Below are 19,583 nucleotides of genomic sequence, written 5' to 3' on the forward strand. Positions count from 1 at the left end.
CTGGTTCCGCACTGTCAACGGGGCTTCGGCGATAGGGGCCGTATGGGGAAGAGACGCGGGCCGGAAGCCCACGGCTCCCGGCTTTTTGTCACGATTCGGCCGCCAACGCGGCCGCCTCCCGCTTCCGGGCCCGCCGGGCGCCGAGGGCGGCGGGCAGGATCAGCGCGGCGACGAGTCCGACGAACCCGAACGCCACGCTGTAGTTCGATACCTGCGCGATGCCGCCGACGATCGGCGGCCCGCCGAGGAACCCGGTGTAGGCGATGGCCGTGACAAAGCCGATCTCGCGTTCGCCACCGGTGCCGTCGCCGCGCTTGCCGGCGTCGCCCGCGAGGCTCAAGGCGAGCGGGAAGGACGCGGCGAGACCCGCGCCCGCGAGCGCGAAGCCGGCATAACCGGCGGCGGCGACCGGAATCGTGGCCGCGGCGAGCAGCCCGACGGCGGCCAGCCCCGAACCCGCGGCGAGGCAGCGGGTGGGGCCGAACCGGCGTTGCGCCCACGAACCGGCGAGCCGGGTCAGCGCCATGACCAGCTGGAAGCCGGCGAACGCGAGCGCCGCGGCGCCCTGGCCGACGCCGCGTTCGGCCGTCATCAGCAAGGCGGCCCAGTCCGAAGACGCGCCTTCCGCGATCGCCGAGCACAGCGTGACCGCGGCGAGCAGCCACAGCACCGGACGGCGGATCGGCGCGCGGCTCGGCGCGGCTTCTTCGCGGTGCTCGGGACGGCTGCCGGGGACCGTGCGGATCACGAAGACCAGCACCGCGACGGCGACCACGGCGGCCACGCTCAGGTGGCGTCCCGGCGGCCAGCCGTGGCCGGCGGCGAGACCCGCGGCCAACGAACCGACGAGTGCGCCGACGCTGAAGCCCGCGTGGAACTCCGGCATGATCGGGCGGCGGATCCGGCGTTCGACGGCCACCGCGGCGACGTTCATCGCGACGTCGAGCATCCCGACGCTCGCGCCGATCAGGAGCAGGGCGCCGGCCAGCAAAGGCACGGTCGGCGCGAAGCCGACCAGCACCATCGAGCCGGCCGCGCTGACGGTGCTGCCGGCGACGACCACGCGGGCGCCGGCCCGCTCGATGATCCGGCCGGCCACCGACGCGGCGGCGAGCATCCCGGCGCTGGCGCCGAGCAGCGCCAGGCCGAAGACCCCCGGTGAGGCGTGCACCTGCGCCGCCAGCGCGGGCGTGCGCGAGGCCCAGGAGCCCAGCGCGAGGCCGTTGAGCGCGAAGACGACGAATACCGCGACCCGGTCCCGCTGCATGTCTCCAGCGTGACTGAAGCGCTTCAGAAAGTCCATGGCTAGACTGCGCGGATGACCCGGCGCCGCCGTCCGACGCTCGACGACGTCGCCTCGGCCGTCGGCGTCTCGCGGGCCACGGTTTCCAACGCGTACAACCGGCCTGACCAGCTGTCCGACCGGCTGCGGGGCGAGGTGCTGCGGGTGGCGGCGGAACTCGGCTACGCCGGCCCGGACCCGACCGCGCGCAGCCTCGCGACCAGCCGGACCGGGGCGATCGCGGTCCTGCTGGACACGTCGCTGTCGACGGCGTTCTCCGACCCCGCGCTGTCGGTGACGCTGGACGCGCTGGCCCGGGTGGTGGACCCGCACGGGCACGCGTTGCTGCTCCTGCCGGGTGGCGCTTCGGGTGGGCCGCCGGCCGCGCGCGTGCTGACGGCGCAGGCCGACATCGCGGTCGCGTATTCGCTGGCCGACGGCGCCCCGGCGCTGGATTCGGTGCGGGCGCGGGCGCTCCCGCTGGTGGTCGTCGACCAGCCGTTGCTGCCCGGCGTCGCGCGGATCGGCTGTCAGGACCGGCTGGGGGCGGCGCTGGCCGCGCGCCACCTCGTCGCGCTGGGGCACCGGCGGTTCGGGATCTTCGCCGCGTGCAGCCGGGTCACGCCGGGTGGGGGTCCGTTGGAGCCGGGTGCGGCGGCCGGCGCCTTGTTCCGCGACACCCGCGAGCGGCTGGCGGGGTACCTGGACGAACTGGGCTCGGCTTCGGTGGTCATCGAGGAGGCGGCCGGGCTCAGCGTGGAGAGCGCGCTGACCGGGGCGTTCGCGCTGCTCGGGCGGACGCCGCGGCCGACCGCGCTGCTGTGCATGTCCGACCAGCTGGCGCTGGCGGTGCTGGCCGCGGCCGGCCAGCTCGGGATCGGCGTGCCGGACGAGCTTTCAGTGGTCGGCTTCGACGACAGCCCGCCGGCGTCGTGGTCTTCGCCGCCGCTGACGACGGTCCGGCAGGATCTGGCGACGAAGGGGCGGATCGCCGGGGAGCTGGTGCTGCGGCTGCTGACCGGCGGCTCGGTGCCCCCGCCGGCCGAGGTGCCGGTTTCGCTCGTGGTGCGGGGCAGCACCGGCCCCGCTTAGCACCGTCTTCTGTCGCTCGCAATACCGTTCGCGGATCTGTGGACAACCGGTTTCCGGCCGGCCACCCGTCCACAGATTCGAAATCGCGGGCTGACAAATCTTCCGCCGCCCGCCAATCTGGAATCACCAGTTCACCGCGGCCCGCGAAGGCCGCGATTCCAGAGGGGAAATCCACGATGTCTTCACGCCGTCTCCGCGCCCGGCTGCCGCACCTGCTGATCCTGGCCGCACTGGGGCTGCTGACCAGCGTCGGAACCGCTCAGGCCGCGTCCGATCCGGGGTGCCAGAAGGGTGAATTCTGCTTGTGGCCGACGGGTGACTACGGCGGCAAAGCCCAGCGATTCGACCTGCGCACCGCGAATCCCGGGGAATGCATTCCCCTGCCCGAGGGATTCGCCGGGTCGTCGTTCGCGAATCTGCTGACGCGGGACGTCACGGTGTACCAGAGCGAGGAATGCTCCACCGAGGGAGATTTCGTCACCTACCCGGGTGGCGGCACGTTCGTGCCGGACGCGCCGTTCCTGGTCCGCGGGATCCAGATCTGGGAGTGACGACCTGAGACCCGGGCCCGCACCGCCGTCCGCTCCCAGGGGAGAGCCGGCTCGCGGCGGCGGCCGGACCCGACCGGGGCCGCTCCCCCGACAGCGGCCCCACCCCGTGGGCGCGCCCCAGCGGCGGGGCGCGCCCACGGGCTTCCCACAAGCCGTCTGACGGCGGTTCAGGCCCGCGCCGGGGGCCGAAGGCGGCTGGGGCGCCCACAGACGCCTGAGACGGCGCCTGAGCCAGCCCAGCGGCGGCTGCCGCCGGGACCAACAGGTCGATCCCCGACAACGGCCGCGGTCGGCTGCCCTGGGGCCCACCTCAACCGGTCCGCCGACAGCCACCGCCCAGGTCCCATGGCGCCCACCTCAACCGATCCGCCGACGGCCCCTGCCCGCTCACACGGCAAGTACTCCAACGGTCGCCTCGGCCGATTCGGCAACCCCGCCAACCAGTCCGCCCCCGTCTACAGCGGCAAGGGCCCACAGCGTCCGCCTCGACCAGTTCAGCGACTCAGACAGGCACCGCCGGCAGCCACGTCAACCGGCCCGGCGACCAAGCCCGTCTACCACGGCACGCACCCGGCGGCCGCTCCGACCAGCTAGGGACCCAACACCCGCCCACCACGACAGCCGCCCACGGCGGCCCGCTCAACCCCGGTTCGGCGACGGCCACCACCCAGTCACCGCGGCAACCACCCACGGCAGCCACCTTGACCAGTTCGGCGACCCCGACACCCGCCCACCGCGGCGGGGACCCCGCAATGACCTAAGCAGCCGGCTCAGCGCCCCAGACCGGCCGCCGCAGACAGCAACCGGGAGGCTCGCAAGTGCGCCGAGACCACATTCATGCAGGTGAGGCGACCACCGCGCCGCCCGCCGCGGCAGGGAGGCAGCGGCGTGCGGACGCTCGCGGCGCTGCCTGCCCGGCCGCTGGTCGTGCGGGCGAGCGTGGTCGGGCTGGACACAGCAAGAGCCTTCTGATCGCCAGATTACAGGTTCGAGGCCCGCCGGGTAGCCCGCTCGGTCACCCTCAGCACCGCACCCGACACTCAAGGAGATCTGCACCACGCTCTCGACGACGCTTCCCCCGAACTTCCGAATTCCGTCGAACGAGACCTGAAACGATTCGCCGGTGTCGAACGATCGAGAGGATGGCGACGACTAAGCTGCCGGTGCCGGGTTACCGGCAGCAGCCGTCGGCGCGGGCCCTCGTAGCTCAGCTGGATAGAGCAAGAGCCTTCTAATCTCTAGGTCGCAGGTTCGAGTCCTGCCGGGGGCGCCACCAGGGAAGACGCCGTGCGCAGCAGCGCACGGCGTGCCCCGGGCCAGTGATCGGGCCCACACTCGTCGCCTCGGCCGTACTCCCACTGTGGACGGTCCCGCGTCTCGTCCCCTCTCGCGTGCAGGACTCCGGAAGGCGCACCGCGTAAGCGCCCAGGTGGCCCAGTGGGTCCCGAACGAGTTCTTCCCGAAACAACCTTGTTACCTGACCGATCGACCGCGGCTTCGGTGCGCGCACGCACCCCACGATCGAGTGAAGCACCGAACGGAAAGGAGACCCACAGTGCACCAGGAAGCACCCGGCGGTCGTCACCGCCGACGACGGCAGAACACCATCACCCGGACAGCGCTCGACGAAGCCCGCCGCGCCGGGCTGGTCCAACGCCACTTGACCAAGCTCAGCCACCTCGCCGACCGTGCCCGCCCCACTCCGGAACCACCGCCCCGAACGCCCGAAGAGCCAACGGAGCACCCGCCCTCCACATCGGACGCGGCTTGACGCCGGCGAGCGGGCAGGGCGGGCAAGAGGACCGGACCACCGGAGCCCGGCGGTCTTGTCTCCACAAGGACAGCGGTCCGGTGACACCGCGCGCGAAGCGCCACCCGCCATCGCCCGGCGGCGAACAGCATGGCTGAAGACGCCGGCCCGGTTGTGCCGGTGCCACGCTTGCTGCGGTGAATCCAGGCGCAGTCCGAACATCGTGGGAGTCACTCTTGAGCGGGGACAGCGATGCAGATACGTGAGCTTTCCGTCGAAGGTGCCCTGGAAATCACGCCGAACCCGATTTCAGACGATCGCGGCCTCTTCGTCTCGCCGTTCCAGGAGACGCCGTTCCGGCTGGCCACCGGTCGGCGGCTCTTCAGCGTGGCCCAGACCAGTCACAGCCGGTCGCGCCGGGGCGTGGTCCGGGGTGTGCACTTCACGGCGACGCCGCCCGGCTGTGCCAAATACGTCTACTGCCCCTGGGGATCGGCGATCGATGTCGTCGTGGACATCCGCGTCGATTCACCGACCTTCGGCAACTGGGATGCCGTGGGGGTCGATCAGGAGCACTTCCGTGCGGTCTACTTCCTGGTCGGCGTCGGCCACGCGTTCATCGCGTTGCAGGACGACACCGTGATGTCCTACCTGTTTTCCGGGGAGTACGTGCCGGAGAACGAGCTCGCGCTCTCGGTGACGGACCCCGAGCTCGGACTTCCGCTGCCGCAGGACCTCACACCGATCCTGTCCGCTCGCGACCGAGTCGCGCCGACGCTCGCCGAAGCCCGGGAACGCGGATTGCTTCCGCACTACGACAAGTGCAAAGCCGCCGAAGTGGCCTTGGGGCACTGACCGGGCATGCCGGTTACCGAGATCGGAGCCAATCATTCGGATCCTGTTCACCACCGAGCCGCTGCTCGGGCACTTCTTCCCGCTGGTCCCGCTCGCCTGGGCCTGCCGGGCGGCGGGGCACGAGGTGCTGGTCGCCGTCCCGGAAAACTTCGTCGACACTGTCCTGCGGTCCGGGCTGCCCGCGGTGTCGAGCGGGCCGCCGATGGACTTCGTCGAGCTGGGCCCGGACCTGTCCACGCACCCGATCGAACAGCGGCGGCACGTGCACGGCCGGGTATTCGGGCGGATCGCCGCCGCGACGCTCCCGCGCATGCTGTCCATTGTGGACGCCTGGCGGCCCGATGTCGTGCTGAGCGAGCGTGCCGAGTTCGCCGGCCCGCTCGCCGCGGCCGCGCACGGAACGCCGTTGGCCGACGTGCGCTGGGGTGTGGCCGAACTGCCGGAGTACCGCGCGGGTGCGGTCGAGGTGCTCGCCGGCTCGCCGGTCGCGGCGGGACTGGCTATTCCCGAGCCCGCTCTGTCGCTGAGCCCGTGGCCACCCAGCCTGCGCCTGCCGCACGCGACGGGCCAGCTGAGCTTCCGGCACGTGTCCTACAACGGCACCGCGGACGTTCCCGACTGGGTGCTGGCGCCGCGCACGAAGCCCAGGATCTGCCTGACGCTCGGCACGCTGGTTCCGCTTTTCGGAATTCCCGACCTGCACGGGAAAATGCTGGCCGTCGTGCGGGAGCTCGGGCGGCTGGACGTCGACGTGGTGATCGCGGTCGACGAGCGGGCCATGGCCTCCTGGGGTCCCTTGCCGGAGAACGTCAGCCAGGCCGGCCGGATGCCGCTGCACCAGGTGCTCGGCGCCTGCGATGTGCTGATCCAGCACGGCGGCCAGGGAACCACGCTGACCGCCTTCTCCGCCGGTGTGCCACAACTGGCGCTGCCGCAGTTCGACGACCAGTTCGAGAACGCGGACGCGGTCGCCAAGGCCGGCGCGGGGATCAGGATGCTGCCCGACGAAGTCACCCCGAGAGCCGTGGCCGCGCATTGCGAAGAACTGCTCGGCACGCCCGCGTTCGCCACGGCTGCCGCGGCCGTCGCCCGCGAGATGGCGGCACAGCTCTCACCTCTCGATGTCGTCGCCGATCTCGAGGCGCTGGGCGGATGAATACCCGCCGGAACAGAGCACGGGCGAAGGTGCCTTCCGGAGGGGGACGGTGTCAAGGTCGGCTGAGAGGCACCACGAGCGCACGGGGAGGACTTTCATGAGCGAGGCCACGGTGGATCCGGCGGCGGTTCCGGAGTGGATCGCCGGCACGTGGACCGTCGACCACTTCCACTCCGCGGTGGGTTCTCCGTCCGGCACCTGATGAGCAAGGTGCGCGGCAGTTTCACCGAATTCACCGCGCAGATCGTGACCGCCGACGACCCGGCCCGGTCGACCGTCACCGCCGACATCGACCTGGCTTCGGTCGACACCGGCCTCAAGATGCGTGACGACCACCTGCGCTCGGCCGACTGGTTCCGGACCGACCAGAACACGAAGATGCGGTTCGTCAGCACCGGACTGCGTCCGGACGGGGAGCACTGGGTGCTCACCGGCGACCTCACGATCGTGGACACCACCCGGCCGGTCGACATCCGGCTCGAGCTGCTCGGCATCGACCCGACCGGTCTCGAGGGTGAAACCCGCATCGGCTTCGAAGGGCGGGCCACGATCAAGCGCTCCGACTTCGGGCTCACCTTCGGCCTCGCGGTCGACGGCAGCAAGGTCGTCATCGGCGACAAGGTCGACATCACGCTGGACATCGAAGCCGTTCTCAACACCTGACGAGCAGGCGGGCCGGGCTCGTGAGCCCGGCCCGCACCCGGTCAGGCCGGGGCGTCGAGCAACTCCGCCAGACCCGCGTAGCCCGCGTTCTTCAGCCGCTCGCCCGAGGTCGTCGTGTAGCCCTCGGCGGCGCGGATGCCGAGTCCCTCGACCATCCGGTTCATGAAGTTGAACAGGGCGCAGACCAGAACGGCGTCGTGGAGCGCACGCTCGTCCCAGCCGGCCGCGAAGACCGCTTCGGCGTCCGCGTCGGTCATTTTCGACGGCGTCCTCGTCAGCTTGCCCACGTAGGCGAGCACCGGCTTGAGGCGGGCGTCCACCGGAGCGGACTCGAGGTCGGCGAGTGCCGCCGCCAGCGTGCCCTCCGGGATGCCGAACGCCTCGGCGGTGACGGTGTGGATGCCGTGGCAGTAGTCGCAACTGTTCACGCCGGACACGTAAGCCGCGATCAGCTCGCGCTCGCCCGGCGTGAACGGGGACTCGCCGCGCAGCACCAGCTCGTGGAAGGCCAGCAGGTGCCGGGCCGGCTCGGGGTAGGCCTGGAACACCTGGAGCAGGGTCGTCTCGGCCGGCAGGGACTTCAGGTAGGACATCGTGGGTCCTTTCCGTTCGAGGGTGCGTCGGCACGGGGATCGACGTCCGCGCGGCGCAGCACGCACGCGGTCAGGTACGCGATCGAAGCGTGGCCCGCACCGGGCGCGACGGCGGCGACGCGCGCGGCGGTCTTGACCCACTCCTGGCGGAGCGAGCCCGGGGTGTCCGCCGCCGGCTCGCCGAGGGCGGAGCGCACCGAGCGCCAGTGGGCCCGGCCGAGCGCGACCAGGCCCGCCAGGTCGAAGCTGCTCCCCCCGTGGCGCACCTGGTCGACCAGCTGGGTGACCAGCGCGGGATCGTCGGCGATCCGCGCCAGGCCCAGCCCGCCGAGCAGGCGGTCGGGATCGAGGCCGAGCAGGATGATGCCGACCTCGACGTCGGCGGGCGCGTCGACGTCGGGCAGGGCGAACCGGTTGTCGGGGGGCGCGTCGACGTCGGGCAGGGCGAACCGGCTGTCGGCGGGCTCAGACACCGACGGCCTCCCGGAGCGTCCGGACGGGGCTTTCCTCGCGGACGGCGGCCGCGATGGCCGCGGCCGCCCGGGTCGTCGCCACGCGGTGCCCATCGATGTTCCGGGCCGCCGGGCCGAGGACCATCGCCGTGGCGGCGCCGACCGCCGAAACGCGGGGGGCGCGCTCGAAGACCAGGGTGCGCTCGTCCAGGGCCGGCCATCCGTCGCGCTCGCCGACCAGTTCGGCGGGCAGCAGGCCGTCGCCGATCGACGGTGCCGTGCCCAGCGCCAGGACGGCGTGGTCGCCGGCGATCCGGCGGCCGCTCGCGAGGCGCACCGTCACCGTCCCGCCGACGCCGGTCGCGATCCGGGCCACGGTTTCGCCGCGGTAGACGACCAGCCGGCCGTCCGCTTCGGCTTGCCGGAGCAAGGGCTGGAACTCGAACATGATCGACGCCCGGCGGAACTGGCTCATCAGGGCGAGCCGGTCGTCCCAGCCGACGCTGTCGAACCGCTTGCGACCCTCCGGGCGGAAGAACGTCGAGTTGACGTCGGCGCACTGGTACCGCTCGCCGGGGTCGCGCAGCACCCAGTGCACCTCCCGCCCGGCCGAAAGCGCGTTGGTGATCAGGTGCGCGGCGGTCAGCCCGGCACCGACGACGATCTGCCGCCCGCCGTCCGGCACGGGCTCGTCCCAGTACGAGATCCCGGGAGGTGTCGGGCCGCCGCCCCACCACGAATCCGGGGCCGGGCGCCGTTCCTCGCCGAGGCAGAGCACGACGTGGCGGGCGGTGACGGTGAAGGCGCCGGCGTGCACCGTGACCGCGTCGGCGGCGGGCAGCACCTCGCGGACCTCGCCCCGCCACGTCTTCTCGCCGACGTGGTGGCTCGCCGCCAGATGCGCGCAGTAGGCCTCGAAGACGTCCACCGGCACGACGGACCGGTGGCCGGCCTGCGACATCCGGATCTCCCGGCGCTCGACCGGGGTCAACCGCGCCCAGTGCAGCCGGGCGAAGTCGACCAGCTCGCAGTCGCGGTAGCCCTCGACTCCCGGGTGGTGCTCGTAGGGCGAGCGCAGGACACGCTGGCCGAGCCGGTCGATCCGGTCGAAGAACCGCCCGCACGGGCGGCCGTCACGGTCGAGCACCACGACGTCGCGGACGCCGTGGTGCCACAGCGCCGACGTCACGGCGAGCCCGGCGGGCCCCGCCCCGACGACGACGACCTCCGCGGTCGCGGGCGGCCGGGCTTCGCGGCCCGCGGCCGGCGGGGCGGGCAACCGCGGCCAGTCACGGCCGCGGGGTGAGTCAAGCAGGTGCGGTTCCGGGACGAACTTGATCACGAACTTCCCCTCACGCCCGAGTCCGGGACCGGGCGCCGGTTCAGCCGATCACCGTGATCGGGACGATCAGCTCGACCACCGGTCGCTGCCGCATCCCGTTGGTGACCAGCTCCTCGAGCGTCTCCTGGGACCGCTCGGCGCTGTCGGTGGCGATCGGGCTGTACCGGGAGGAGAAGTACGTCGGCTTGCGGCCGCCGGTTTCCATCGAGTACGTCTTGAGCACGGCCTCGCCCGGCCGGACCTCACCGTCGTAGAAGGTCAGCCGCCGCTGGTCGGGCGTCATGAAGCTCTTCGCGAACTGGGGCGACATCAGCGCGGCGTCGTCGATGAACACCGAGTCCTCGTCCAGCACCGCCTGCATGGCGACCCACGTCCGGTCGGTCAGGTTGGTCTCGGCCTTGATGACCTGCCAACGCCCCGGCTCCGGCAGGCTGACACTCACCGAAACGTCGTGATCGGTGGTGTCGATCGCGCCGGTGATCATGAGTACCCGGCGGCCGACATCGGCTACGCCGGTGAGCTGGATGTCCCGGGCGCGGACCCGGCTGGAAACATCGAGTCCTGGCAATTCGGGCGACGACATGACGAAGCCTCCTCGTTATTCACCCCAGAAAATAACGGCCGCAACGGCGAACACGAAGAGGTTTTCATACCACAAGAGACATTGTCAAGGTGAGGAATACCCGTTCCGTGGCATGCATTGCCCCCGGAGGGAACGTACGCCATCCGGGCGACGGCTTACCCCGTTCGGCGCAGTACTGCTCATTCGGCCGCCGGACGTCGCCCGACCCTCCCGGTCACGAACCGTCATGGGACCGAGCCGCGGCACCCTGGCCGGAGTAAGCCGCAGCGTCAGCTCGCGACCGGTGCTCACTGACCCGAGGAGCCCGGACGGGCCGGCGCGTCGACGCCGTCCTGCCGACTGCCGACATATCGGATCTCGAATGCGGATTCCGCCCGCTGCACAATTATCTTCAGCACCAGACCCGGTTGCACCATAACCATGAAATTACCGGGATCGTGCGGGTCGCCGAAAATATCGTAGACCAGGAAAGCCGACCCGTCGCCCACAGCGAACAATGCCTCGTAGACGACATTCCGTTCGGCCTGTGTCGCCGACTCGGCCCAGTCCTCGAGCACCTGCACTCCCGCGGTGAGCTGGAGGCGCATCGCCATCCGCCGGCCTCCCAACCGAACTTCGGCCGGGCGCCGGGCGCGCACGGCGAGTCCCGCCCCGCACTCCGGCCCCGGTGAGGTTCCAGTGTCCCGCCCTCGCGGTGACCGCGTCATCTCTGTGCGTGCGCCGGACCGGCAGGCGCGCGCCCGTGACGCGGCACCCGCCCGGCCGCCGGACGTTCAGTTGTAACCGAGAACGATGTGCTCACGCAGGTACTCCCGCTCGGCCGGCGCGGCCGGTTCCCGCGGCGAGTCCGCGCGCGGGCGGCCGCTCGGTTCAGCCGGCTTTTCCGTCGGCCCGGCCCTCCCGGCCGGCAACGCTGGAGCTGTCATGGCGTTTCCTCCGTTCTCCCTCCCCGGCCCGGAAAGCTCACGAATCGGACGAATCTCGCCGCATTCCGGGATACCGGCCGTCGAGTGGCCGAGGCGGTTCGACGGCAGCGGTTCAGCGCGAGGGCGAGTGCCTCACCGCGGCGTCCGCGCGGTGACTTCCGCTCACGCGGCATCCCGCAGCCGGACCTCGTAGTCGTGCTCGATCTCGGCGACGATGTCGGACCAGACGATGCCCCGCCCCAGCCGGGGCATCGGCCGGGCCTGCAAGCCGTCCGGCACGTCCGTCATGGCGGTCGGCACCGTGTCGGAGCCGGGCCGGATGGGCTCGATGGCGTCGCTGGCGGTCATGGCAGGACCCTCCTCGGTCGGGACAGTCCCGGCTCGGCCGGGACCGCTGTCGTCGTCATGGGCACAGTGGGCAAGGCGGCCGCGCCGGCCTGCCGGTCGGTGAGGCGCCTGGTCGCGTGCAACCAGGCGATCGTGTCGCGCACGGTGCGGGCCACCGGCCGCGCCGGGACGCCGGCCCGGGGTGCGTCCGCGGCGACGGGCACGGCGTAAGCGCAGACGTAGAGCGCGCCGTACTCGGCCGGGATGTGCCACGGCCAGCCGCGCTGCAGCAGGTCGGCACCCCGGCCGACCGGGAACATCGCCCGTGCCGGGAGGAACGCCGCGGGCAGGCGCCGCCCGGTCGCGGCCCGGACCGCGGCCAGGTATTCACGGGAGGTCAGGAAGTGGCCCGGCCCGAAGTACACGTCGCCCGGCACGCCGTCGAACATCCGCGCGTGCAGTTCCGCCGAGTCGCGCACGTCGCCGATCGGCAGCCCGCCCGACGGCCAGATCGGCATCAGCCCGCGCAGCAGGTCCCGCAGCCGCGCGTTCTGGTCGCCCAGGTGCGGGTCGTGCGGCCCGAGCAGCGCCGGCGGGTGGGTGACGGTGACCGGGACGCCGTCGGCGCGGTGCGCGCGGGCGATCCGCTCGGCCTCGGCCTTCGAGGCGAGGTAGGCCTCCCGCGGGGTGCCGACCGGGCTCGCCGCGCCGATCGCCGGCCCGGCCGCCGGGTACAGCGCCCCGACGGTGGAGACGTGCACGATCCGCCCGGTGCCCGCCCGGCGTGCGGCGGCGAGCACGACTTCGGTGCCGCCCGCGTTCACCCGCCACAGCTCGGCCCGGCGCCTGCTGTCGAAGGTGTAGACGCCCGCCGCGTGCAGCAGCGCGTCCGCACCGTCGACCAGCCGGGCGACGGCAGCGGGGTCCGTGACGTCGCCGGGCACGACGTCCACAGTGGACGGCACGGTCCGGCCGGGGTCGCGGGCGAGCAGCCGCACCCGGTGCCCCCGCCGCAGCAGGGCCGCGACCGTGTGGGTCCCGAGGAAGCCGGTGCCGCCGGTAACCGCGATCAGCATGACGTTCGCCTCTCTCAGGCCGCGCGGGCCCGCCCGTCGATGCGGTGGTAGCCGCCGCCGTAGAAGACGAGCGCGTGTTCGCCCTCGCCGCGGCTGGTGGCGACCACCCGGCCGAGGAAGATCGAGTGGTCGCCACCCGCCACCACCTGGGCGAGCTCGCATTCGAGCCACGCCAGCGCGCCGGTGAGCAGCGGCGCGCCGGTCAGGTCGCCCGCCGTGTAGCCGACCGCGTCGAACTGGGCGATCCCGTCGGGACGGCGCCAGTCGGCGAAGTACTTCGACAGCTCCTGCTGCTCGGCCGCGAGGATGTTGACCCCGAACGAGCCCGCGGTGACGATCGCGGTGTGCATCCGGGCCGCCTTGGACACGCAGCACAGCACCATCGGCGGTTCCAGCGACACCGACGAGAACGCGTTGGCGGTCATGCCGTGCGCGTCCTCCCCGCCCGCCGTCAGCACCGTCACCCCGGTCGCGAACTGGGCCATCACCTGCCGCAGGCCCGGCTGGACGGAGAGGCCACTGCGGGCGCGTGACGTCCGCAGCCGTTTGAGCACGGGAGCCGCCTCGGAAGGCTCTGCGTCGTAGCCCACGTCAGACTCCCTTGCCGTTGACCGCGGCCGTCGCGTAGGGCACCAGCGCTTCGCGCAGTTGCTCCGGGACCCGGGACGGCACGGTGGCCGTGTTCGGCCCGCGCATGCAGGCGATCCGCTGCCGTCCCCGCGCCACGAGCCGCTCCTCGCCGTCGGCGGTGAGGTGGACGTAGTCGAAGGCGAACTGGATCTGCGTCGAGGTGAGTTCCTCCAGCCGCATCCGGATGGACAGCTCGTCGAACGCGGTGATCTCGGCGAAGAACTCGCACTCCACCTTGAGGGTGAACAGCTTGAGGTCGTGGCGGACCTCTTCGAGCACTGCCGGCGCCTTCTCCTTCAGGAACATCTCGCGGCACCGGCCCTGCCAGCGCACGTAGTTCACGTAGTAGACGTTGCCCACCAGGTTGGTCTCTTCGAACCCGACCGTGTGGCGGATCTCGTAATAGGCGGACATCTCAGTTCCCCTCTGCGTGGAGCACAGCGAAGACGATCGGGGCGGTCCGGTCGTTGACGGTGGTCGACCAGGTGGCGATCCGGGCGTTGCCGGAGGCGAGCAGCGCCCACCCGTCGGCATCGACCTGGCGCACGGTCAGCGCCTGGGTCATCGACCCGGTCTTGCGCACGCACTCCAGCGCGCTCCACACCCGGGTGTTGGCCACGCTGACCGGTTCGCCGGTGTCGGCGGCCAGCAGCCGGCCGAGGGCGAGGAGCTCTTCGCCGAGCAGCCCGGCCCAGTCCTCTTCGCTGCGTTCGATCGCCGTCTCGATGTCGCAGGCCACCGGGCCGGTGCCGGCGACAGCCAGGGTCAGCTGTGCGGTGTGTGACGCGGTGATGTGGACCCCGCCGTCGCACTCCGGCTTGCCGTCGGGGCGGTACCGGATCTCGACCGGCCGGTCGAGCGCACGGCCCACGGCGAGCGCCGTCTGCGCCCTCCGCTCGGCGATGCCCTCGGCCGGACGCCCGGCCGGGTCCGGCTCGAGCACCACCGACCGCGTCCCGCCAAGCAGCCGTTCACAGGAACGCTCCACATAGGACCCGAGCATCGACGGGACCCACGGCCCGGCACCGTCGCGCTTGCGGACCGCGCGCAGCTTCAGGCCTTCCCAGCGCTCGACCAGCGTCCCGTCGGGGTTGCGCACGTCGAGGTCGTAGACGTAGCTGTCGCCGTCCTGGGAGCGTTCCTTCGCGTCCAGCAGGACGTATTCGTCGTGCTGACGCCCCGGTTCGGCCAGGTACAGCTTCTCGATGCCCTGCGGCAGCAGCGTCGCGTCGGGGACGCAGCACTGGATCGCGTGCATCATCGCGTCCCGCGTGCCGGGGTCGGCCAGCAGCCGCTCCTGGGGCAGGAAGGGCGCGAACCACGAGAAGTCCGCGCTGGTCGCGATCTCGGCGACCGCGTGCCGGGCGCTCGCCCGCCGGTAGCCGAGGACGCGCTGGAACCGCTTGCCCTGGAACAGGACCGAGCCGTACAGCTCGCTGATCGGCTCCACCGGGACCGGCGGCAGCGCGACGTCGCGGGCGGCCTTCTCCCCCAGCTCGGCCGGCCGTGCGAAGCTCAGCCGCGCCCGGAAGTGGTCCGCGCTGAAGCCGGTCTCGTCACTGCGGATGACGACGTCCACGGTGTCGGCGTCACGCGCCAGCGTGGCCAGCCGGATCGTGGTCGACCCGCCGGACGAGACGATGATCGGCCGGAGGAACTCGACGTCGGAGAGCACCGGGGTGCCGGTGCGGTCCAGCGTCGCCGCCGCGGCCTGCGTCATCGCCTCCATGCCGAGCACCGCCGGGAACAGCAGCTGCCCGTCAAGCAGGTGGTCGGTCAGGTATGGGTCGGCCCCGTCGGACAGGTCCGCCTCGGTGATCAGCTCGACACCCGGGTAGTGCACGATCGCGCGGTCGACGAACCGGGTCAGCGGCAGCTCCCGCTTCCGGATCGGCAGCGTGGGCAGGCCCGCCGTGCGGCCGCAGACCACCAGCACCGGCGGCGCGGCCGGGTCGGCCAGCACCCGGCGGAGGACGGCGATGCCCTCCTCGGTCGGGATCGGCGTGATGCCGTCGCGCATCAGGGCGCTGACCACGCCGAGCTTCTCGCCCATGCCGGTGCCCGACCAGACCGACCACTCCAGCGCGGTCGCCCGTGCCTTCGGGTGGTCCTGGCCGAAGCGCAGGGTCAGCTCGGTCATCCAGTCGTTCGCCGTGGCGTAGTGCGCTTCACCGCGCAGGCCGGCCCGGCCGATGATGCTGCCGAAGGTGACCAGGAGCTTGATCCGGTCCTGGTCGACCGCGGCGAGCACCGCGTTGAGGCCGCCGATCTTCGGGGCGAGGGTCTTGCGGAAGCTGTCCTCGGTCAGGCTGAAGAGGGCAGCCGGCTCGTTGCGGCCCGCGCCGTGCAGGATCGCGGTGACCGGGCCGAGTTCGGCCTCCACCCGGGCGATCGCCTCGGCGACCTGCGGGGCGCTGGTGACGTCGGCCCGCTCGTAGCGGTAGCGGATGCCCACCGCCTCCATGCGGTCGAGGTTCTCCGCCAGCTCGCTGTCGGACTCCGGGTCGCTGCGCCCGAGCAGGGCCAGCCGCGCCCCGGAATCCTTGGCGAGCGCCAGCGCGCTCTCCGCCGTGATGCCCTTGCCGCCGCCGGTGACGAGCAGGACGTCGGTCGCGTCCAGCGAGTCGCGCAGCGGGCCGGGCTTCGGGGCGGGCAGCGCGGACAGCCGCGGCACCGTGCGCCCGCCGTCGGCGCCGTAGCGCGCTTCGGTGAAGTCCGTGGTCGCGGCCACCTCGGCCACCACCGTGGTCACGGCCGACGCGATCGCGTCCACATCGGACGGTGCCGGGTCGGCGAGGTCGACGATCGTCGTCTTCGCCGACGGGTCCTCCAGGCGCAGGGTCCTGGCCAGGCCGGCGGCCCCGTAGCCGTGGTGGACGACCACGAAACGCGTGCCGTTGGGAGCAGCCATGACCGCGCGACCGGCTTCGAGGAACAGGCCGACGTGGCTCGAGTCGCAGTCCGCCGGCAGGCAGAGCAGCACGCCGTCACCGGCGCCGGACCGCGTGAGCGCGGCCTTCAGCGGTTCGGCCAGCGGGTGCCGCGGCGTCGCGAAGACCTGCCATTCGGCGTTCCCCGCCCCCGACGTGAGGTCCGCGGCGGGCCGCGGCGCGGGCACGTACTCGACCGCGAACGGCCGGACCCACGGACCCACGCCGGGGGCCTCGCCGGCGGCGGTGTCGGCCGGTTTCGCCGTCTGCGCCAGCTCGTCGATCATCTCGGCGAGGTCGCCGAGGCACACCGTCGCGAAGTTCGGCATGCCTTCCAGCGCGGGGCGGCCCAGCGCCCGGGTGACGTCGTTGACCAGCTGCCCGACCGTGATCGACGACAGGTGCAGGTCGTCGAGCGGGTGCGTGTCGGCGGTGACCGCCTCCAGGGGCAGCTCGATGCGCTCGGCGGCGAACTTGCGCAGCAGGTCCAGCGTCGAACCGGTGTCCGCGTCGGACGCCTCGGCGTCCGAGGCGGCGGCCTCCGCCTTCTCCGCGGCCAGCTCGGCGGCCAGCTCGCTGTCGATCGACGCCCCCGCCTCGCACGGGCTGGCCAGGAAGGTGAACTGGCCGTCGGCGGGCAGGGCGCGGACGATCCGGCCTTCGAACAGCGCGTCCACCGAGATCTGCGCGCCGAGCGCGAACGCCGCGCCCACGACCCGCAGCAGGGCCTTTAGCGACGCGTTGTCCGTGTCGATCGCGAGCACCGGGGTCTCCGGCGCGATCTCCTCGAACAGCCCGGTCAGTACCCGGCCGGGCCCGACCTCGACCACCAGGTCGCTGCGCTCGGCCACCTTGGCGGCGGCCTCGCGGAAGCGGACCGGCAGCACGATCTGGTCGCGCAGCAGCCCGGGCAGGTCCTCCGCGGCGTGCAGCACGTCCCCGCTGACGGTCGAGACGACCGGCCGCTCCAGCCGCGCGAAACCGAACTCGCCGAGCCGCTCGGTCATGGCGTTCGCGGCCGGCTCGACCGCCGGCGAGTGGAAGGCGTGCGAGACCTTGACGCGGGTCGCGGTGACACCCTGGGCCTTCGCACGGGCGACGATCCGGTCGATCGCCCCGGTCGGCCCGGAGATGACGGTCTGCTCGGGTGCGTTGTACCCGGCGATGACGACGTCGTCGCCCAGGCCCAGCTCCTCGACCCGGCCGGGCGAAGCGGCGATGCTCGCCATCGCGCCGGTCCCGTCGCCCACGGTCGTGGCCATCACCTTGCCGCGGATCGTGGCGAGCTTCAGCAGCGCTCGCTCGTCGAGTGCGCCGCCCCAGTGCAGTGCGGTCAGCTCGCCGAGGCTGTGGCCGGTGGCCGTCGACGCCTCGATGCCGAACGAGCGCAGCACCCGCAGCGCGGCCAGCGAACCGGTGACGATCCGGGGCTGCGCCACCTCGGTGGCGACCTGGTCGCCGGTGGTGGGCAGCGCGGCGGCTCGGTGGATCTCGTCCGCCACGGCGAACCGGCGGCGCAGCGCGCCGTCGCCACCGCGGCCGGAACCCTGGCCGGGGAACAGGTAGCCGATCTTCGGCGCGGAGCCGCGGCTGCTCGCGAAGATGCCGTCGGCGCTGTCGAAGACCGAGTCACCGGAGTCGAGCTGTTCGAGGAGCTTGGTCAGCTTCCGCTCGGCGTGCTCGGGGTTGGCCGCGACGACCGCGGCGCGCACCGGCTTGCCCGACAGGTCCTCCGCCAGCGTGCCGGCGAGGTCGGTCAGTTCCGCGAACGACAGCTTCGGCACGGTTTCCAGCACCGCGGCGATGTTCCCGCGCAGGGTCGCGAGGTCGTCGGCGTCGAACAGTAGCAGCTCGGCGTCCTGGCGACCGGCGACCAGCGAGCGGGCCCGCTCGTCGACCTCCCGGCGCCGGGCCGCGGTCGGCGCCTCGGTCACCGTGACGTGGGAGTTGATCCCGCCGAAGCCCATCGCGGAGACACCGGCGCGGACCGGCTGGTCCTCCGGCCACAGCGTCGCCTCGCGCGGGACGTACATCCGCGCCGAGGAGCCGGTGAGCGACTCGTGGGGGGTGTAGTGGCCGGTCGCGGGCGGGATGACCTGGTGGTACACCGCCAGCGACGCCTTGATCAGGCCGGCGACGCCGGCCGCGGCCTTGGTGTGGCCGATGTTGCCCTTGATCGTCGACAGCGCGGCCTGCTTGGCCAGCGGGTCGGCGTCACGGCGGGCCGTGGACAACGCCTCGATCTCGGTCTCGTCGCCCAGCGCGGTGCCGGTGCCGTGGCCCTCGAAGTAGGAGACGGTCTCGACGCCGTAGCCGGCGCGTTCGTAGGCGCGCTTGAGGGCCAGCCGGTGCCCGGACGCCTTGGGCCGGGTGATGCCGCCCTTGCCGTCGGAGGACACCCCCCAGCCGCCGATCGACGCGTAGATCCGCTTGCCCTGCTCCAGCGCGTCGCTCTCGCGCATCAGGACCAGCATGCCGGAGCCCTCACCGGGCCAGAAGCCGTTCGAATCGGCGTCGTAGACCTTCATTTCGCGTTTGGCCAGCGCGCCGGTCTTCGCGAAGCCGATCACCTCGAACGGGTCGATCGACAGGTCGACACCACCGGCGATGGCGAGGTCGAAGTCGCCCTGGACGAGCGCGTTGGCCGCGGTCACCACCGACAGCAGCGAGGACGAGCAGGCGCCGTCGACGGTGTACCCGCCGCCGGCGAAGTCGAAGTAGTTGCAGACCCGGCCGGCGATCGTGTTGGCCAGGCCGCCGGCGAGGGAGTCCTCGTTGATCTCGGGGAACGGCTCCTTGTACTGGACCTCGAGCTCCCGCAGGAAGTTCGCGGTGTCCTCGTCCTCCCAGCCGCGGGCGGTCAGCGCCGCCGCGACCGTGCGGCGCACGTACGGCCAGCGCAGCCGCATGATGTTGGCGCGGGAGAACTCACCGGTGAGGCTGTTGCCGATGACGACGCCGGTGCTCAGCTTCGGGGCACCCTCGCCGTCACCGAACCCGGCGTCCGCGAGGGCCTCCGCGGCGACCTCGAGGGCGAGCCAGTGCGTCGTGTCGGTCGCCCGGAAGGTGCTGCCGGCGACCTTGTGCGCCACCCGGTCGAACTCGTAACCCCGCAGCACGGCCGCCTTCTGCGAGTAGAAGCGGTCCGGTGCCTTCGGGTCGGGCGAGTAGTAGTCCGCCCGGTTCATCCGCTCGTCCGGCAGCCTGCGGAACGCCCGGCGCCCGGCCAGCACGTTTTCCCAGAGCTCTTCCGGAGAACTCGCGTCGGGGTACCGGAGACCGATACCGACGATCGAAATCCGCTCTACGCTCATGCCACAGCACTCCACTGGCTCTCGAGCCCCATACCATCGGAACCGTCAGGTCCCCGCTGAT

General features: G+C 72.3%; 18 protein-coding genes and 1 tRNA gene. 7 read left to right on the plus strand and 12 right to left on the minus strand.

The annotated features are described in order from the left end of the window. Positions 1-88: 88 nt before the first annotated feature. Positions 89-1,267 (minus strand): MFS transporter, encoded by a 1,179-nt coding sequence (locus tag AB0N03_RS07825; RefSeq protein ID WP_364367021.1) that lies wholly within the window; start codon positions 1,265-1,267, stop codon positions 89-91. A 51-nt stretch (positions 1,268-1,318) separates the two neighbouring features. On the opposite strand from AB0N03_RS07825, the gene AB0N03_RS07830 reads away from it, so the two are divergent. From AB0N03_RS07830 to AB0N03_RS07860, 7 genes are all read left to right on the plus strand, one after another. Beyond that, a complete protein-coding gene (locus tag AB0N03_RS07830) occupies positions 1,319-2,374 on the plus strand; it encodes a LacI family DNA-binding transcriptional regulator (protein WP_364367024.1) in 1,056 nt (351 codons plus the stop codon). Between the two features lie 176 nt (positions 2,375-2,550). Beyond that, a complete protein-coding gene (locus tag AB0N03_RS07835; protein WP_364367027.1) occupies positions 2,551-2,925 on the plus strand; it encodes a peptidase inhibitor family I36 protein in 375 nt (124 codons plus the stop codon). 843 nt (positions 2,926-3,768) lie between these two features. Continuing rightward, positions 3,769-3,897 (plus strand): hypothetical protein, encoded by a 129-nt coding sequence (locus AB0N03_RS07840; RefSeq protein WP_284742184.1) that lies wholly within the window; start codon positions 3,769-3,771, stop codon positions 3,895-3,897. Between the two features lie 224 nt (positions 3,898-4,121). Continuing rightward, positions 4,122-4,198, plus strand: a tRNA-Arg gene (locus tag AB0N03_RS07845). Positions 4,199-4,927: 729 nt separating this feature from the next. Further along, positions 4,928-5,530 (plus strand): dTDP-4-dehydrorhamnose 3,5-epimerase family protein, encoded by a 603-nt coding sequence (locus tag AB0N03_RS07850; protein ID WP_364367030.1) that lies wholly within the window; start codon positions 4,928-4,930, stop codon positions 5,528-5,530. A gap of 82 nt (positions 5,531-5,612) precedes the next feature. Then, entirely contained in the window at positions 5,613-6,686 is a 1,074-nt protein-coding gene (locus tag AB0N03_RS07855) for a nucleotide disphospho-sugar-binding domain-containing protein (RefSeq protein WP_364367176.1), read from the plus strand. A 201-nt stretch (positions 6,687-6,887) separates the two neighbouring features. Further along, positions 6,888-7,349 (plus strand): YceI family protein, encoded by a 462-nt coding sequence (locus tag AB0N03_RS07860; RefSeq protein ID WP_364367033.1) that lies wholly within the window; start codon positions 6,888-6,890, stop codon positions 7,347-7,349. A gap of 41 nt (positions 7,350-7,390) precedes the next feature. Here AB0N03_RS07860 and AB0N03_RS07865 read toward each other — a convergent pair whose 3' ends face one another. From AB0N03_RS07865 to AB0N03_RS07915, 11 genes are all read right to left on the minus strand, one after another. Beyond that, positions 7,391-7,942 (minus strand): carboxymuconolactone decarboxylase family protein, encoded by a 552-nt coding sequence (locus AB0N03_RS07865; RefSeq protein ID WP_364367035.1) that lies wholly within the window; start codon positions 7,940-7,942, stop codon positions 7,391-7,393. Continuing rightward, positions 7,930-8,415: a DUF6187 family protein gene (locus AB0N03_RS07870; RefSeq protein WP_364367038.1), complete on the minus strand. Its 486-nt coding sequence runs from the start codon at positions 8,413-8,415 to the stop codon at positions 7,930-7,932. The genes AB0N03_RS07865 and AB0N03_RS07870 overlap by 13 nt, the downstream gene beginning before the upstream one ends. Further along, on the minus strand, positions 8,408-9,736 hold the full coding sequence (locus AB0N03_RS07875; RefSeq protein WP_364367041.1) for an NAD(P)-binding protein: 1,329 nt from the start codon (positions 9,734-9,736) through the stop codon (positions 8,408-8,410). Before AB0N03_RS07875 ends, AB0N03_RS07870 begins: the two co-directional genes overlap by 8 nt. Before the next feature lie 40 nt (positions 9,737-9,776). Further along, positions 9,777-10,319, minus strand: a complete 543-nt coding sequence (locus AB0N03_RS07880) for a DUF6423 family protein (protein WP_364367043.1) — start codon at positions 10,317-10,319, stop codon at positions 9,777-9,779. A 287-nt stretch (positions 10,320-10,606) separates the two neighbouring features. Next, on the minus strand, positions 10,607-10,912 hold the full coding sequence (locus AB0N03_RS07885; protein WP_364367046.1) for a DUF6235 family protein: 306 nt from the start codon (positions 10,910-10,912) through the stop codon (positions 10,607-10,609). A gap of 180 nt (positions 10,913-11,092) precedes the next feature. Continuing rightward, positions 11,093-11,245 (minus strand): hypothetical protein, encoded by a 153-nt coding sequence (locus AB0N03_RS07890; protein ID WP_364367049.1) that lies wholly within the window; start codon positions 11,243-11,245, stop codon positions 11,093-11,095. 162 nt (positions 11,246-11,407) lie between these two features. Next, complete coding sequence (locus tag AB0N03_RS07895; protein ID WP_364367052.1) at positions 11,408-11,593, minus strand: DUF6222 family protein; 186 nt, start codon at positions 11,591-11,593, stop codon at positions 11,408-11,410. Further along, positions 11,590-12,648 carry an NAD-dependent epimerase/dehydratase family protein gene (locus AB0N03_RS07900; protein ID WP_364367055.1) on the minus strand — a complete coding sequence of 353 codons (1,059 nt, stop codon included), beginning with the start codon at positions 12,646-12,648 and terminating at the stop codon, positions 11,590-11,592. The genes AB0N03_RS07895 and AB0N03_RS07900 overlap by 4 nt, the downstream gene beginning before the upstream one ends. A gap of 14 nt (positions 12,649-12,662) precedes the next feature. Continuing rightward, positions 12,663-13,238 carry a flavin reductase family protein gene (locus AB0N03_RS07905; RefSeq protein ID WP_364367058.1) on the minus strand — a complete coding sequence of 192 codons (576 nt, stop codon included), beginning with the start codon at positions 13,236-13,238 and terminating at the stop codon, positions 12,663-12,665. Between the two features lies 1 nt (position 13,239). Beyond that, a complete protein-coding gene (locus tag AB0N03_RS07910; RefSeq protein ID WP_364367061.1) occupies positions 13,240-13,692 on the minus strand; it encodes an acyl-CoA thioesterase in 453 nt (150 codons plus the stop codon). Position 13,693: 1 nt separating this feature from the next. Then, complete coding sequence (locus AB0N03_RS07915) at positions 13,694-19,522, minus strand: type I polyketide synthase (RefSeq protein WP_364367064.1); 5,829 nt, start codon at positions 19,520-19,522, stop codon at positions 13,694-13,696. Positions 19,523-19,583 lie beyond the last annotated feature (61 nt).

It is taken from the genome of Amycolatopsis sp. NPDC051061 (assembly GCF_040682935.1).
GTDB lineage: Bacteria > Actinomycetota > Actinomycetes > Mycobacteriales > Pseudonocardiaceae > Amycolatopsis.

Bases quoted from the DNA above. Each gene is read 5' to 3' on its own strand.
- AB0N03_RS07860 (WP_364367033.1), top strand. From the start codon at position 6,888: ATGAGCAAGGTGCGCGGCAGTTTCACCGAATTCACCGCGCAGATCGTG.
- AB0N03_RS07890 (WP_364367049.1), bottom strand. From the start codon at position 11,245: ATGACAGCTCCAGCGTTGCCGGCCGGGAGGGCCGGGCCGACGGAAAAG.
- AB0N03_RS07865 (WP_364367035.1), bottom strand. From the start codon at position 7,942: ATGTCCTACCTGAAGTCCCTGCCGGCCGAGACGACCCTGCTCCAGGTG.
- AB0N03_RS07880 (WP_364367043.1), bottom strand. From the start codon at position 10,319: ATGTCGTCGCCCGAATTGCCAGGACTCGATGTTTCCAGCCGGGTCCGC.
- AB0N03_RS07900 (WP_364367055.1), bottom strand. From the start codon at position 12,648: ATGCTGATCGCGGTTACCGGCGGCACCGGCTTCCTCGGGACCCACACG.
- AB0N03_RS07910 (WP_364367061.1), bottom strand. From the start codon at position 13,692: ATGTCCGCCTATTACGAGATCCGCCACACGGTCGGGTTCGAAGAGACC.
- AB0N03_RS07825 (WP_364367021.1), bottom strand. From the start codon at position 1,267: ATGCAGCGGGACCGGGTCGCGGTATTCGTCGTCTTCGCGCTCAACGGC.
- AB0N03_RS07915 (WP_364367064.1), bottom strand. From the start codon at position 19,522: ATGAGCGTAGAGCGGATTTCGATCGTCGGTATCGGTCTCCGGTACCCC.
- AB0N03_RS07835 (WP_364367027.1), top strand. From the start codon at position 2,551: ATGTCTTCACGCCGTCTCCGCGCCCGGCTGCCGCACCTGCTGATCCTG.
- AB0N03_RS07850 (WP_364367030.1), top strand. From the start codon at position 4,928: ATGCAGATACGTGAGCTTTCCGTCGAAGGTGCCCTGGAAATCACGCCG.
- AB0N03_RS07830 (WP_364367024.1), top strand. From the start codon at position 1,319: ATGACCCGGCGCCGCCGTCCGACGCTCGACGACGTCGCCTCGGCCGTC.
- AB0N03_RS07885 (WP_364367046.1), bottom strand. From the start codon at position 10,912: ATGGCGATGCGCCTCCAGCTCACCGCGGGAGTGCAGGTGCTCGAGGAC.
- AB0N03_RS07895 (WP_364367052.1), bottom strand. From the start codon at position 11,593: ATGACCGCCAGCGACGCCATCGAGCCCATCCGGCCCGGCTCCGACACG.